Below are 14573 nucleotides of genomic sequence, written 5' to 3'. Positions count from 1 at the left end.
GATGGGACGCATCATCTGCTGCGGTCTCGGCCCCGGTGATCCCGATATGATGAGCGTGCGCGCCGATCGCACGGTGCGCGGCGCCAGGCATGTCGCCTATTTTCGCAAGAAGGGTCGGCCCGGCCAGGCGCGCCGCATCGTCGAGGGCATGTTGGCTACCGACGTCACCGAATATCCCATGGAATATCCTGTTACGACCGAGATCGCCTTCGACACGCCTGAATATGTCCAGCTGCTTGCCGGCTTCTACGACGAATGGTCGGAACGTCTGGCGCGGCTGGCGCGCGCAGTCGACGTGGTCGTGCTCTGCGAGGGCGATCCCTACTTCTACGGCTCTTTCATGCATCTGCACACCCGCCTGCAGGGCCGCGTCGAGATCGAGGTGATCGCCGGCATTCCCGGCATGGTCGGCTGCTGGAATGGCGTGGGACAGCCGATCGCGCTCGGTGACGACGTGACCACGGTGCTCATGGGCACGCTCGCCGAAGCAGAGCTCGAACGCCGCATGCGCGATTCCGATGCGCTCGTGATCATGAAGACCGGGCGCAATCTCGCAAAGGTCCGCCGGGCGCTCGCTGCCGCCGGACGGCTGGACGACGCCTGGCTGGTCGAGCGCGGCACCATGCCGGGCGAGCGCGTGGTGCGGCTCGCCGAGATCGACGCCGCCGACTGCCCCTATTTCGCGATCGTGCTCGTGCACGGCAAGGGCCGGCATCCGGACGCCGCCGAATGACGGGCACGCTGACCATCGCGGGGCTCGGGCCGGGCAGCGACGCGCTGGTGACGCCCGAAGTCTCTGCCGCGCTTGCCGCCGCGACCGACATTCTGGGCTACGCGCCCTATGTCGCGCGCGTGCCGCCGCGACCGGGACTCAAGCTGCATCCCTCCGACAATCGCGAAGAATTACAGCGCGCGAGCGAGGCCTTGCGGCTCGCGGCCGAAGGCGGGCAAGTCGTCATCGTGTCCTCCGGCGACCCCGGCGTCTTCGCGATGGCCTCCGCGGTGTTCGAGGCGCTCGAACAGGCGCCGCAATGGCAGGAGCTGCCGATCCGCGTGCTGCCCGGCATCACTGCGATGCTTGCGGCTGCCGCGCGCGCCGGCGCGCCGCTCGGCCATGATTTCTGTGCGATCAATCTCTCCGACAACCTCAAGCCGTGGGCGGTGATCGAGAAGCGCCTGCGGCTCGCCGCGGAAGCCGACTTTGCCATTGCCATGTATAATCCGCGCTCGGCGAGCCGGCCGGAGGGGTTTGGCCGCGCGCTCGCGGTGCTGAACGAGGCCGGCTGCGGCGACCGCCTCGTGATCTTCGCGCACGCGATCAGCGCCGTCGATGAAAAGATCGAGACCGTCAGGCTGAACAAAGCCCGGCCTGAGATGGCCGACATGCGCACGCTGGTGATCGTCGGCAACTCGCAGACACGCCGCGTCGGCCGCTGGATCTATGCGCCGAGGCAGGCCCGATGACCGAACCACTGCATGATCTCGGCCACGCTCTCGACGCGCAAACGTTCCGGCAGTTGCGGTCGCGCGATCATGATCACGGGCAGGCCGAGCCTGCGGGCTGCGTCGATCTTGGCGCGCGCGCCGTCGCCGCCCGAATTGCGGGCGACGATCCGAGTGATGCCTCGCGCGCGCAGCATCTCCAGTTCGCCCTCAAGCGTGAACGGCCCACGCGACACGATGACGTCCGCGGCGAAGGGCAGCGGCGCTTCGGGCGGATCGACGAATCTCAGCGTGTAGGCGTGCTGCGGCTTGGACGCGAACGGGGCGATGTGCTGACGGCCGATGGCGAGGAACACATTTGCCGGCGCCTCGGGCAGTGCGGCGACCGCGGCGTCGACATCAGGTATGTCGATCCAGTCGTCGCCGGGCGCTTTGGTCCAGGGCGCGCGCTCCAGGGCGATCAGCGGCGTGCCGGTTTCCGCGCATGCCGCGACCGCATTGCGGCTCATCTCGGCAGCAAAGGGATGCGTCGCGTCGATCACATGCGTGATGTGCTCGCTGCGGATGTAATCGACAAGACCGCTCACGCCGCCAAAACCGCCAATACGCGTCGGCAACGGCTGAGCGGCGGGTGCGCGGGTGCGGCCGCCATAGGAATACACGGCAGCGATGCCGGCGCGCGCGATCTCCGCCGCGAGCAGGCTCGCGTCGGCCGTTCCGCCCAGAATGAGGGCGCGTGTCATGGCTGATCCCTGGCTGACCATCATCGGCATCGGCGAAGATGGCCTTGCCGGGCTGTCCGAGGCAAGCCGAAAGGCGCTCGATGATGCCGAAACTGTCTTTGGCGGTGAACGGCATCTTGCAATGGCCGGTGTAACCGGGTGCGGCCGTCCATGGCCGGTGCCATTCGATGCAGATGTCGTGCTGAGCTGCCGCGGCCGTCCGACTGCGGTGCTCGCCTCCGGCGATCCGTTCTGGTTTGGCGCCGGCGCGAGCCTTGCCGAGAAGCTCCATGGCGACGAATGGATCGCGCATCCGGCTCCCTCGACATTCTCGCTCGCCGCCGCGCGACTAGGCTGGCGCCTTGAAGCGATTGCCTGTCTCGGCCTGCACGCCGCGCCATTCGAGCGTCTCGTGCCACATCTGGCGCACGGTGCACGCATCATTTGCCTCGTGCGCGACGCGAAGGCGGCCGGCGATCTCGCGAAATGGCTGACGGCGCGCGGATGGGGTGCCTCGGCATTCTGGACGCTCACCGCGCTTGGCGGGCCGCGCGAAAGTATCAACGCGCATCGCGCCGATGGCTTCGCAGGCGATCTTGCCGGAGGTCTGGTCACGGTGGCGGTGGAGGCGAGAGGAGCGCAGGGCCTTCCCCGCAGCTCGGGACTATCGGACGAACTCTTCGTCCATGACGGTCAGATCACCAAGCGTCCGGTCCGTGCGCTCGCGCTCTCGGCGCTGGCGCCGCGTCCCGGTGAACGGCTGTGGGACATTGGCGCGGGATCGGGTTCGATCTCGGTCGAGTGGGCGCTGAGCGGCGGGACGGCGAACGCCGTCGAGGCGCACGAGGATCGCGCCGCGAACATTCGCAACAACGCAGCGGCGTTCGGGTTGGCGCATCGGATCACAGTCATCGCGGGAAAGGCGCCTGAAGCCCTTGCTGCGCTGGACGGGCCTGACGCCGTGTTTATCGGCGGCGGGCTCGACATCGCGATGTTCGACGCCGTCTGGTCGCGGCTCGCATCCGGAACGCGATTGGTTGCCCATGCAGTGACGCTGGAGACGGAAGCGCTGCTGGGTGAGCTGCACCAGCGCCACGGCGGCGACTTGATCCGGGTCGAGCTTGCGCATGCCACTCCGCTCGGGCGCTACCGGTCCTGGGAGGCGGTGCGGCCCGTGGTGCAATGGAGTGCGGTCCGATGAAGGTCGCCGGGCTCGGATTCAAAAAGGATGTCACGCTGGCCTCGCTGCGCGAGGCGCTTCTGGCGGCCGGCGGTCCCGAAGGCCTCGCAGCATTGGCAACGGTCAGCGACAGGGCCGACGCGGAGGTGTTGAAGCAGCTCGCGCGCGAATGCGGCGTGCCGATCAAGGCGGTCGCCGCCGAAATGCTGGCCGGCATCGACACGCCGACCCAATCAAAACTCGTTGCCGAAAAATTCGGGACGGGATCGGTCGCCGAAGCGGCGGCTCTCGCGGTGGCTGGACCTCGCGCGCGATTGATTGCGACGCGGGTGGTCTCGCAGGATCGCACCGCGACCGCGGCGATCGCGGAGGGAGACGGCGCATGACGGTGCATTTCATCGGGGCGGGGCCGGGCGCCCCTGACTTGCTGACATTGCGCGGCCGCGACCTGATCGCCGTCTGTCCGGTTTGCCTCTATGCCGGCTCGCTGGTGCCCGAAGGCGTGCTGGCGCATTGCCCGCCCGGTGCGCGGATCGTCAACACCGCGCCGCTGTCGCTCGAGGAGATCGTCGCGGAGATCGCCGCCGCACATGCTGATGGCAAGGACGTTGCGCGGCTGCATTCCGGTGATCTCTCGATCTGGTCGGCGATGGGTGAGCAGCTTCGCCGCCTGCGCACGCTCGACATTCCCTACACGGTGACGCCTGGTGTTCCCTCCTTCTCGGCCGCCGCGGCTGCGCTGGAGGCCGAGTTGACGCTGCCCGGCCTTGCCCAGACGGTGATTTTGACGCGCACGCCGGGCCGCGCCAGCGCGATGCCGGAAGGCGAGAACCTCGCCGCCTTCGCCGCCACCGGCGCGGTGCTCGCCATCCATCTGTCGATCCATCTGCTCGACAAGGTCGTCGCCGAGCTGACGCCGCATTACGGCGCGGATTGCCCGGTCGCGATTGTCTGGCGTGCGAGCTGGCCCGACCAGCGCATCGTCCGCGCCACGCTCGCAACACTCGACGCTGCTGTCGGCAGCGAGATGGAGCGCACCGCATTGATCCTGGTGGGCAAGACGCTGGGCTCGGCGGATTTCTCCGAGAGCCGTCTCTATGCCGCCGATTACGACCGCCGCTACCGGCCGGTCGGCGCCGAGCCGCGCTTTCCGGAGGTGTCGTGATGGCAGCAGGGCTCGTCATCTCCGCCCCGGCCTCCGGCGTCGGCAAGACGACGCTGACGCTGGCGCTCGCCCGCGCCTGGCGCAACAGCGGATTGCGGGTGCAGTGCTTCAAGAGCGGCCCCGATTACATCGATCCCGCGTTTCATGCAGCCGCTACGGGACGCGCCTCGGTCAACGTCGACAGCTGGGCGATGGATCGCGGGACAATCTCGCATCTCGTCAGCCGCGGCATTGACGCCGATGTCGTGCTGGCCGAAGGCTCGATGGGTCTGTTCGACGGCGTCGCCGCGCGCGGCGTCTGCGGCACCGGAGCGACCGCCGACATTGCAGAGATGCTGGACTGGCCGGTGCTGCTGGTGATCGATCCCTCGGGACAGGCACAGACGGCGGCGGCGATCGCCGCAGGCCTTCGCGATTACCGCGCGGGTGTTCGCCTCGCAGGCGTCGTGCTCAATCGCGTTGCGAGTCCACGCCACGAAGCCCTCGTGCGCCGTGCGCTGCTGGATGTCGGCATCGCCGTGTTCGGTGCGCTGCCGCGACACGCCGAGATCAGCCTGCCGAAGCGGCATCTCGGGCTGGTGCAGGCCGAGGAGCAGGCGGAAATCGGCAAGCTGATCGACGAGGCCGCGCGCTTTGTCGCCGAGCATGTCGATCTCGACGCAGTGCTGTGTTCGGCCGCCACCTGGTCCCCGCAACCTGCCGCGAGCGGCGTCAACGTGACGCCGCCCGGTCAGCGCATTGCGTTGGCCCGTGACGCCGCGTTCTCCTTCGTCTATCCGCATATGCTGGAAGCGTGGCGCGCGGCGGGTGCGGAGATATCGACATTCTCGCCGCTGGCTGATGAGGACCCTGATCCGGGCGCCGATGTGTGCTGGCTGCCGGGCGGCTATCCCGAGCTGCACGCCGGCAAGATCGCGGCCAATGCGCGCTTCCGCAGCGGATTGCGCGCATTCGCCGAAACGCGCCCGGTGCACGGGGAGTGCGGAGGCTATATGGTGCTGGGCACCGCTTTGACCGACGCCGACGGCATCAGCCACGAGATGACGGGCCTGCTCGGCCTGGAAACAAGCTTTGCCAAGCGCCGCATGCATCTGGGCTATCGCCTCGCCGAGCTCACAGCGCCGATGCCGGGGCATCGGGCGGGTGCACGCCTGCGTGGCCATGAATTCCACTATTCGACGATCCTCGCGCAGCCCGACACGCCGCTGGCGGTCGTGCACGACGCGACAGGCGCCGTCATCGCCGAGACCGGCTCGCGCCGGGGACAAGCCACCGGCACGTTCTTCCATCTGATCGCGGAGGACCGGTGAGCGGTTTTGTCTCCTTCGTCTCCGCCGGCCCCGGCGATCCCGAGCTGCTCACGCTCAAGGGTGCCGCGCGGCTGCGCGAGGCCGACGTCGTGCTCTATGATGATCTTGCTTCGGGCGAGATCCTCGATCTGGCCCGGCCCGGCGCCAATCTCGTCGCGGTGGGAAAGCGGGCGGGACGGGCCTCGACCAAGCAGCACCATGTCAACCGCTTGCTGGTCGACTATGCCGCATCAGGCGCGCGCGTGGTGCGATTGAAGTCGGGCGATGCCGGCATCTTTGGCCGGCTCGAGGAGGAGCTCGAGACGCTGCGCGAAGCGGGCATCGGCTTCGAGATCATTCCCGGCATCACCTCGGCCTGTGTGGCTGCGGCCCAGGCCGGCATTCCGCTGACCCGGCGTCACACCTCCCGCCGCGTGCAGTTCGTGACCGGGGCGGACGTCACCGGCGAGCTGCCGCCAGATCTCAATTGGGTGGCGCTGGCCGATCCGGAGGCGACGACCGTGGTCTATATGGGCCGGCGGACGTTCCCGGCGCTTGTCGTCAAATTGATCGAGCACGGCCTCTCCCCAACCACTCCGGCGGTGTTTGCCGAATCGCTCGGCCGTCCCGATGAGCGGTTGGTCCGCACCACCATTTCGGAACTTGCCGAGCAACTTGCGCGGGGCGGGGCGGCCTCGACGGCGGCCGTGATCCTGTTCGGCGCGCTGGCGGGGGATTATCCGTCATGACCGCCTCGTCCGCCCTTCGCCCCTTGACGCCCGGCCGGCGAAAGGGGCACACAGGAGAGGCATGGTGCTCGACGCGGCGCAAAGCGCCGGAGCATAATCGGGAATGGGGATGGGCGGACCCAGTTGCGGCGCTCAAAACCCCAGCCGCCCCCGCGACTGTAAGCGGTGAGGGACTTCGATCAGCCACTGGGCCGCAAGGCCCGGGAAGGCCGGAGACTCCCAGTGAACCGCGAGCCAGGAGACCGGCCGTGCACGTTTTGAGGCCAAGGCCGTCGGGTGTGACGGCAAGAAGGATCTGAGCCATGCATATCGAACCCGGACTAGTCTCGGACGCCAAGCTCGTGCTGAGTTACGCAACCGGCATCGCCGTCGGCGGTGTTGCCTTGAAGCTCGCGGTCGAGACCGTGCGCGAGCAGGGCATCACGTCGTTCGCGGCGCGGACGCTCGCCACCACGGGACTCGTGTTTATCTTCTTCGAGATCCTGCCGCACTTCCCCGTCGGCGTCTCCGAGGTGCACTTCATCCTCGGCTCGACCTTGTTCCTGCTGTTTGGCGCTGCGCCTGCGGCCTTCGGCCTCGCGTTCGGCCTGCTGTTCCAGGGCATCTTCTTCGAGCCGCCCGACCTGCCGCAATATGGCATGAACGTCACCACGCTGCTGGTGCCGCTGTTCGGAATCCAGGCGATCGCCACGCGGATCATTGCGCGCAACACGGCCTATGTCGATCTGAAGTATCGCCAGGCGCTGGCGCTTTCGACGACCTATCAGGCGGGCGTCATCGCCTGGGTGGCGTTCTGGGCGGTCTATGGCGCCGGTTTTGGCGCGACCAACCTCGTCAACATCGCGACCTTCGCGGCGTCCTATGCGCTGGTCATCGTGATCGAGCCGCTCGCCGATGTCGGCGTGCTGGCGCTGGCGAAGTCGTTGCGCGGCGTCACCGCGCCCGGCCTCGTCACCCCGCGTTTGCACAACGCGGCTTAAGTGACAAGCGAACGGGCGGCCGTCATGGCCGCCCTTCGCAGGCACGATGCTCACGCTCTCCCTGATAGGCATCGGTTGCGGCGATCCCGAGCAGCTCACGCGCGCCGCGATTACTGCCATCAACGCGGCTGATCTCGTCCTGATCCCGCGCAAGGGGACGGCCAAGTCCGATCTCGCCGATCTCAGGCGGACGATCTGCGCCGATGTGCTCGCCAGCGACACGACGCGCATTGCCGAGTTCGATCTGCCCGTCCGCGACGCCGCTGAAGCGGACTATCGCAAGGGCGTGGACGATTGGCACGATGCCGTGGCCGCTGCCTGGTCGCAGACGATCGCAGATCATCTCGAAGGCGAGGGCAATGTCGCGCTATTGATCTGGGGCGATCCCTCGCTTTATGATTCCTCGCTGCGCATCGCGCGGCGGCTCGATCCCTTGCCTGACATCAGGGTCGTTCCCGGCATCACCTCGATCCAGGCGCTGTGCGCGGCGCATGCGCTGCCGCTCAACGATATCGGCGAGCCATTTCTGGTCACGACCGGCCGTCGCTTGCGCGATGGCGGCTGGCCGCAAGGTGTCGATACAGTGGTGGTGATGCTCGACGGCGGCACGGCGTTCCAGTCGCTTGATCCGGAAGGCCTGCACATCTGGTGGGGCGCCTATCTCGGCATGGCCGATCAGATCGTCATGTCCGGCGCGCTGGCCGAGATCGGCCTGCGTATCGTCGCGGTGCGGCAAGAGGCGCGCGAACGGCACGGCTGGATCATGGACAGTTACATCCTCAAGCGCAGGTCGTGAGGCAAGCGAGGCAGCATGCTCCCCGAATGGATCACCCAACAATGCCCTGATATTTCGGCAGTCCATCGCGACGCGGCAGTGGCGCGACAGGCGCAACTGACGAAACCGACCGGCGCGCTCGGCCGGCTCGAGCAGCTCGCGATTGAGCTTGCGGGCCTGCAAGCAACCGAGCAACCGCGCGCGGCCCGGGTTCCGATCATCATCTTCGCCGGCGATCACGGCATCGTCGCGCAGGGCGTCTCGGCCTATCCGCAAGAAGTGACCATCGCGATGCTGGCGAATTTCGCCTCCGGCGGTGCCGCGATCTCGGTGCTGGCGCGTGAGCTGGGCTCCAGCCTGGAGGTCGTCGACGCCGGCACGCTGGCGCAGGAGGAGATGGCTGGAATCGTGACCGACAAGCCGCGCAGCGGCACGCGCGATTTCAGCGTCGAAGCTGCGCTCACCTCCACAGAGCTGGCATTCGCCTTCGAATCCGGCCGACGTGCGGTGACGCGCGCGCAGGCCGGGCAGCCCGATCTTCTGATCTTCGGCGAGATGGGCATCGGCAACACCACGACATCGGCGGCGATCGCGGCCGCCTTGCTCGGCGTGAGCGCGGAAGAGATCGCGGGCAGCGGCACCGGCATCGACGCGGCCGGCCGTGTGCACAAGGCGCGGGTGATCGACGCCGCGATCGCACGTCATGGCATTACGGGCGCGTCGCCCGAAAAGATCCTGTGCGCCGTCGGCGGCCTCGAGATTGCGGCCATCTGCGGTGCCATTATCGCGGCTGCACAGGGCCGCATCCCCGTGTTGATCGACGGCTTCATCGTATCGGTCGCGGCACTTGCGGCGGCGCGGCTCAATCCCTCGTGCCGGCCGTTCCTGCTGGCCTCGCACCAGTCCGCGGAGCAGGGGCATCGGCTGGTGCTTCGCGCGCTGAATGTGCAGCCGCTGATCAGCCTCGATCTCAGGCTCGGCGAAGGATCGGGCGCTGCCATCGCGCTGCCGCTGGTGCGGTCGGCCTGTGCGCTCCACAACGGGATGGCGACCTTTGCGCAGGCCAATGTGCCTGATCGTCCGGCCTGATCAAATCATCCGCTGATTGACCGAGAGGACGCGCCAGCCGGTCGCGAGCCGGTCGATCCGGGTCAGCGACAGCGGATCGATCACAAAGCGCAGGGCCGCTTGTGGCGTCAGATCCAGCGCGATGCACAGCGCCGCGCGGATCGTGCCGGAATGCACGACGAGCGTTGCGGCCCCGGTGCTGATCTTTGACAGACCCAGCCGGACGCGCGCGACCTGTTCCTCAAAGCTTTCGCCGCCCGGCGGCCGTCCGCGCGCCGGATCGCTCCAGAACCGTGCATAGGCTTCGCCACCGGTCGCGGCGAGCTCGTCATGCCGACGACCGGTCCAGTCGCCAAAATTCTGCTCGCTGAATTCGTCCAGCTGCAGCAGCTCGAGCCCCAGCGCGCGGGCCGTTTCGACCGTGCGACGCGACGGGCTCGCATAGCTCGCGGCGTCCCGCGGCAAGCGCTGCCGCAGCGCCTCCAGCTGCGCGCGATCACCGAGATCGGCCGGGGCGTCGGCTGCATGGATCGTCCCGGCGACCCCATCGACGGGCGCGTGCCGTATCACCCAGAGGAAGGTCTCGCCCTCCATGCTTATCTCCAAGGAATTGGTCGCTGTGGCAATAACGCCGCAACTGGCACATTGACTCTGTCTTGATCGTAATCCTAGATGCTCGCGACGGTTTCCCTGAGAGGGGATGAAAAGGGAATGCGGTGCGGGGACATTGTCCCCAATGCCGTGGCTGCCCCCGCAACTGTAAGCGGCGAATCTTGCGTCACGTGCCACTGGGTGTCTCGGTCCCGGGAAGGCGACACAAGGTATTGACCCGCGAGCCAGGAGACCTGCCGTCAGCCGTGGTCACACGCGAAGATGTCGGTCGGGGAGTACAGACATTCGGCTTCATCGGAAGGCTGACAAGCCGGAAGATGGGACCTTGGTTCGCTGTGACGTGCCACTGACGTCATACCGAGGTCCACAACCGTGTCTCCTGTTCGTATCGTACGACCGCGCGCGTTCCTGCTCGCATCCGCCGCGCTGACATCCTTTGTCGCCATCGACACGCCAGCGGCCTTGGCGCAGCAGACCCGCGAACCTCTGCCGCCGGTCGAGGTAACGCCCGCCCAATCCCGCAAGCCGGCCAGGCCCGACGCGCGGGAGGCGCAGGGCCCACGCCGCGCAGCTGCGCGCCGGCCGGCGGCTGCATCTGTAGCGCCCAAGCCCGTCGTGCCGACCGCGGCAGCACAGACGCCGCTCAACACCAATGCAGTCCCCGAAAGCGCCTCTCGCCTCGGCCTGACCGTGCGCGAAACGCCCGCGACCGTGGAGGTGATCTCGGCCGCAACCATGCGTGAGCAGGGCTACCGCACCGTGTCCGACGTCGCGCAGGGAGCGGTTGGCGTCACAGCCGGCGACAATCCGGCCGAGCCTTCGGCTTTCTCGATGCGCGGTTTCACCAACAGCCAAATCAACACGCTCTACAACGGCATCAAGATCGGTCCGCAGAACATGACCTCGCGGATCACCGACACGGCCAATCTGGAAGCTGTCGAATTCCTGAAGGGGCCGGCGTCACTGATGTCGGGCGAGGGCGCCGCCGGCGGCGCGATCAACTTCGTCACCAAGCAGCCGCACACCGGTCCGATCCGGAACGAGGCGGATTTCTCCTGGGATTCGCTGAACTCGTTCCGCGCGCATTACGGCTCGGGCGGCAGCACCAATGTGCAGGGGCTCGATTATCGCTTTGACGTCAGCCGTTCCTCGCTCAACGGCTTTGCCGACGACACCAACACCAAGACGCTCGACGTCTCGGGCCAGCTCAACTACCGCATCTCCGATAGCCTCAAAGTCTGGGGCGCGATCGAGTACCGCGAGGACCGCTCGAAAGCCTATTGGGGCGCGCCGCTGGCGCCGATCGCCTTCAGCGGCTCGCATGCGACGACGGGGATTGTTTCCGGCAATTACGTCTCGAACTATAACAAAACCAATCTCGGTGCGGTCACGATCGATGACCGCACCTTCAACACCAACTACAACGTCCTCGACAACAGGAACGTCGCGCAGGAGGTTTGGTTGCGCGGCGGTTTCGAGCTGAAGCTCGCGCCAGACCTGACGCTGAAGAGTCAGGCCTATGGCTACGGCGCCGAGCGCACGTGGTTCAACAATGAGGTCGAGGCGTTCAATTCCGGTACCAACATGGTGGATCGCGAGCGTTTCTACGTCGCGCACAGCCAACGCTTGGTCGGCAACGTCACCGACTTGATCTGGGATGCGAATATCGCCGGCTTTGACAACCGTTTGGTCACGACGCTGTCCTCAAGCTACCTTGATTTCGTGAGGCCGGGCGCCGCAAATTTCCCCGGCGATTCCGTTCCGCTGGTCGATCCGCCTCGCGGGTACTACGGCCTGCTCACTATTCAGCAGCAGACTGCGCGCATCGATAATGAGGCGCTGTCATTCGAGGACCGGCTGAAGCTCACGCGCAGCTTCGCGCTGGTTGGCGGCCTGCGCGTCGAGCATATCGGGCTCGACCGTAATTCGACCGACAAGTTCGGTCTGGAGAAGGCGAACTTCCCGTTCTCGCAATCCTGGGTCCCGACGACGGGGCGCATCGGTTACACGTGGGAAGCGGTTCCGGGCCTGACCTTCTTCAGCCAATATGCGACCGGCGCCGACATCGCGGCCAACAACATCTTCCTGCTCAATCCGACCGATCCGCTCAACCTGACCACCGCGCGCACCTACGAGACTGGTGTCAAGCACCTGTTCTGGGACAACCGGGCGGAATGGTCGTTCTCGGCCTACGACATCCTGCGCAAGAACGTCTATGCCGCGGCAGGCGGCATGCAGCTCAACCTGGCCGGACGGCAGGAGTCGAAGGGCGTCGAGCTGGCCGCCTCGGTGCGTCCGATCGAGCCTCTGCGTCTCTGGGGCAACATCGCCTATGTCGATGCGCGCTACGCCGACTACAATTTTGTCGGCGGCTCGTTCTCCGGCAACACGCCGCCGAACGTGCCACGCGTCGTCGCCAATGCCGGCGCGTCATACCGGTTCTTCACGCCCTGGGCGGTCGAGTTCGGTATCACCGGCCGCCATGTCGGCGACCGCTACAACACCGATGCCAACACCGTGACGCTGAAGGCCTACACTGTTGCGGACGTCTACGCTTTCGTCGACATCCCCAAGACCGTGTTCAACGCCGTCGAGCAGGCCCGCCTGACCTTCCGGGTGCGCAACATCGCCGACAAGCGTTACGCGATCTGGGGCGATCCATTCTATCCCGACCAGATCCTGCTGGGCGCGCCGCGCACCTACGAGATCTCGGCCGCGTTCAAATGGTAGGACGCTGATCGATGATGCGCGCGATCGTCCTGCTGCATCGATGGCTCGGGATCGCGTTCTGCCTGCTGTTCGCGATGTGGTTCGCGACGGGAATCGTGATGCACTTCGTTCCGTTTCCGTCCCTGACGGAAGCGGAACGCTTTGCCGGGCTCGTGCCGTTGGCTAGCGCGGAGACGGGGCTTGCGGTCGCCGATGCCGTTGCCGCGAGCGGGATTGCGGATGCGACGCGCGTTCGCCTGATCCAGCGCAGTGATGGACCGGTCTATGTCGTCGCGGGGCCGTCGCGCGCGGGCGCAGTCCGCGCCTCCGACGGGGTCGGCGCCTCGGTCGCGTTTTCCGAGGTCGCGCTGGCCATCGCGCGAGACCACGCCCGCAGCCGTGGGCTGGATGCCGCGCGTGCCGCGATCGTTGCGCGCTCGGACTATGACCAATGGAGCGTGCCGAACGGCTTCGACCGCCACCGGCCCTTGTTTCGGGTTGGCCTGGGCGACGCCGCCGGAACGGAGGTCTATGTCTCCTCGCTCACCGGCGAGATCGTCCTGGATACGACGCGCAGCGAGCGCGGATGGAATCTCGTCGGGAGCGTGCTGCACTGGATCTATCCAACGATCCTGCGAAGCAACTGGTCGCTGTGGGATCGCGTGGTCTGGACCTTGTCGCTGCTGGCCCTGATCGCAGCTTTGCTTGGCGCTGTGCTCGGGCTTGCGCGGATCAAACCTCGGGGCGGTCTGATCGGGTCGTCCTATCGTGGCTGGCATGCGCTGCATCATCTCATCGGCCTCGCGGCGATGGTCTTCGTGCTGAGCTGGATTTTCAGTGGCTGGCTCTCCATGGATCACGGACGGCTGTTCTCGCGTGGGCAATTGACCTCGACTGAATCCAGCGTGATGAACGCCCCACCGAACTGGACGGCGGCCCGATCGCTCGATCGCCAGCCCGTATCGCCGTCGGTCCACGAGATCGAATGGTTTGCCTTCAACGGCACTCTCTATCGGCGGGATCGCACGGATCTTGCCGCGCAGACCTTGATCAAGGCAGGGGATGCGCCGCGCGACGGACCAACGGGATCTCTGGATGTCCACGAGGTCCAGGGGCTGACGGCGCGCCTCGCAGCCGGCTGCGGCGTACCGTCCGTACTTGCCGACAACGACAACTATCCCGCGCAGTCCACCGTCCCTGGCGCCCCGGTCTACCGCTCCTACTGCGGCGACCTCTGGTTCGACATCGACGGCGCCGACGGCAATTTGCTGCAAAGGCTGGATTCGTCGCGGCGGGCTTATCGCTGGTCCTACGGCGCGCTGCACACGTTGGACTTTCCGGTCCTGGTCGCGCATCCGTTGCTGCGCGACGGCTTGGTCGTCGGGCTCTGCGCCCTCGGCTTTCTGTTCTCCATCACGGGCATCGTCATCGGCTCGCGTCGCCTGGTCGCGAGGCGTTGAGTGGGCAAAACGACCGCTTACTGATCGTACAATAAAGAGAGGCTGAGCCGACTGCCATGCATAGCTCATAAGCAATCGTATGGTCCGTAGCGCCGATCGATCGCCTGCAAATTAGACAGTGCGTCCGCGGCGCGTGGATTGCAGTGCAGCGGATGTGCCGTTTCGTCCGGGAAAACTCGTGGTGCGCTGCACTTAGCGCGCGTGGAACGATCCACACCGATGTGCACTCCCTGCGGGCAGCGCTGCACTAAAATGTGCCTCGGCGGGCAGCGCCGGTTGCGTGCTGGTCCTGTGCGTTGCGACAACGCTGGCCCTATCCGAAGCCCATCGCTCTGTCGCACGCTCGCAAGCAGTGGCATGACAGGGGATGACGATGAGCGCTCTCGGTTTGCGATTGAACCTCGCGAAGGACGGGAAGCAC

Annotated in this window: 14 protein-coding genes and 2 riboswitches; of the genes, 12 read left to right on the top strand and 2 right to left on the bottom strand. The window is 66.6% G+C overall.

What is annotated here, in order from left to right:
• Nucleotide 1 precedes the first annotated feature (1 nt).
• Entirely contained in the window at nucleotides 2–733 is a 732-nt protein-coding gene (locus tag AC0L30_RS04625; protein ID WP_473403877.1) for a precorrin-2 C(20)-methyltransferase, read from the top strand.
• On the top strand, nucleotides 730–1464 hold the full coding sequence (gene cobJ, locus AC0L30_RS04620) for a precorrin-3B C(17)-methyltransferase (protein WP_473403876.1): 735 nt from the start codon (nucleotides 730–732) through the stop codon (nucleotides 1462–1464). The genes AC0L30_RS04625 and cobJ overlap by 4 nt, the downstream gene beginning before the upstream one ends.
• On the opposite strand, the gene AC0L30_RS04615 is transcribed toward cobJ, so the two are convergent.
• On the bottom strand, nucleotides 1440–2186 hold the full coding sequence (locus AC0L30_RS04615; protein WP_473403875.1) for a cobalt-precorrin-6A reductase: 747 nt from the start codon (nucleotides 2184–2186) through the stop codon (nucleotides 1440–1442). The genes cobJ and AC0L30_RS04615 overlap by 25 nt on opposite strands.
• Here AC0L30_RS04615 and cbiE point away from each other — a divergent pair.
• From cbiE to cobT, 8 genes are all read left to right on the top strand, one after another.
• Complete coding sequence (gene cbiE, locus AC0L30_RS04610; protein ID WP_473403874.1) at nucleotides 2185–3366, top strand: precorrin-6y C5,15-methyltransferase (decarboxylating) subunit CbiE; 1182 nt, start codon at nucleotides 2185–2187, stop codon at nucleotides 3364–3366. The two genes, AC0L30_RS04615 and cbiE, sit on opposite strands and share 2 nt — an antisense overlap.
• Entirely contained in the window at nucleotides 3363–3731 is a 369-nt protein-coding gene (locus AC0L30_RS04605; protein ID WP_219681041.1) for a cobalamin biosynthesis protein, read from the top strand. The genes cbiE and AC0L30_RS04605 overlap by 4 nt, the downstream gene beginning before the upstream one ends.
• A complete protein-coding gene (cobM, locus tag AC0L30_RS04600; RefSeq protein ID WP_007593150.1) occupies nucleotides 3728–4510 on the top strand; it encodes a precorrin-4 C(11)-methyltransferase in 783 nt (260 codons plus the stop codon). Before AC0L30_RS04605 ends, cobM begins: the two co-directional genes overlap by 4 nt.
• Nucleotides 4510–5820: a cobyrinate a,c-diamide synthase gene (locus AC0L30_RS04595; protein WP_473403873.1), complete on the top strand. Its 1311-nt coding sequence runs from the start codon at nucleotides 4510–4512 to the stop codon at nucleotides 5818–5820. Before cobM ends, AC0L30_RS04595 begins: the two co-directional genes overlap by 1 nt.
• Nucleotides 5817–6548: a uroporphyrinogen-III C-methyltransferase gene (gene cobA / locus AC0L30_RS04590; protein WP_473403872.1), complete on the top strand. Its 732-nt coding sequence runs from the start codon at nucleotides 5817–5819 to the stop codon at nucleotides 6546–6548. The genes AC0L30_RS04595 and cobA overlap by 4 nt, the downstream gene beginning before the upstream one ends.
• Before the next feature lie 45 nt (nucleotides 6549–6593).
• Nucleotides 6594–6813, top strand: a riboswitch (cobalamin riboswitch).
• Nucleotides 6814–6850: 37 nt separating this feature from the next.
• Nucleotides 6851–7528: an energy-coupling factor ABC transporter permease gene (locus tag AC0L30_RS04585; protein WP_473403871.1), complete on the top strand. Its 678-nt coding sequence runs from the start codon at nucleotides 6851–6853 to the stop codon at nucleotides 7526–7528.
• A 46-nt stretch (nucleotides 7529–7574) separates the two neighbouring features.
• Nucleotides 7575–8324: a precorrin-6A synthase (deacetylating) gene (gene cobF / locus AC0L30_RS04580; RefSeq protein ID WP_473403870.1), complete on the top strand. Its 750-nt coding sequence runs from the start codon at nucleotides 7575–7577 to the stop codon at nucleotides 8322–8324.
• Nucleotides 8325–8339: 15 nt separating this feature from the next.
• Nucleotides 8340–9392, top strand: a complete 1053-nt coding sequence (gene cobT, locus AC0L30_RS04575; RefSeq protein ID WP_473403869.1) for a nicotinate-nucleotide--dimethylbenzimidazole phosphoribosyltransferase — start codon at nucleotides 8340–8342, stop codon at nucleotides 9390–9392.
• On the opposite strand, the gene AC0L30_RS04570 is transcribed toward cobT, so the two are convergent.
• Nucleotides 9393–9965: a histidine phosphatase family protein gene (locus tag AC0L30_RS04570; RefSeq protein WP_473403868.1), complete on the bottom strand. Its 573-nt coding sequence runs from the start codon at nucleotides 9963–9965 to the stop codon at nucleotides 9393–9395.
• Nucleotides 9966–10036: 71 nt separating this feature from the next.
• Nucleotides 10037–10238: riboswitch (cobalamin riboswitch) on the top strand.
• Between the two features lie 117 nt (nucleotides 10239–10355).
• On the opposite strand from AC0L30_RS04570, the gene AC0L30_RS04565 reads away from it, so the two are divergent.
• The gene (locus AC0L30_RS04565) at nucleotides 10356–12713 is read left to right on the top strand and encodes a TonB-dependent receptor (RefSeq protein WP_473403867.1); all 2358 of its coding nucleotides are present in this window, start codon (nucleotides 10356–10358) and stop codon (nucleotides 12711–12713) included.
• An 11-nt stretch (nucleotides 12714–12724) separates the two neighbouring features.
• On the top strand, nucleotides 12725–14152 hold the full coding sequence (locus AC0L30_RS04560) for a PepSY domain-containing protein (RefSeq protein WP_473403866.1): 1428 nt from the start codon (nucleotides 12725–12727) through the stop codon (nucleotides 14150–14152).
• Nucleotides 14153–14573: the final 421 nt, after the last annotated feature.

Source organism: Bradyrhizobium sp. MI1.11 (assembly GCF_055811255.1).
This window is presented reverse-complemented; position numbering and strand designations above follow the sequence as displayed.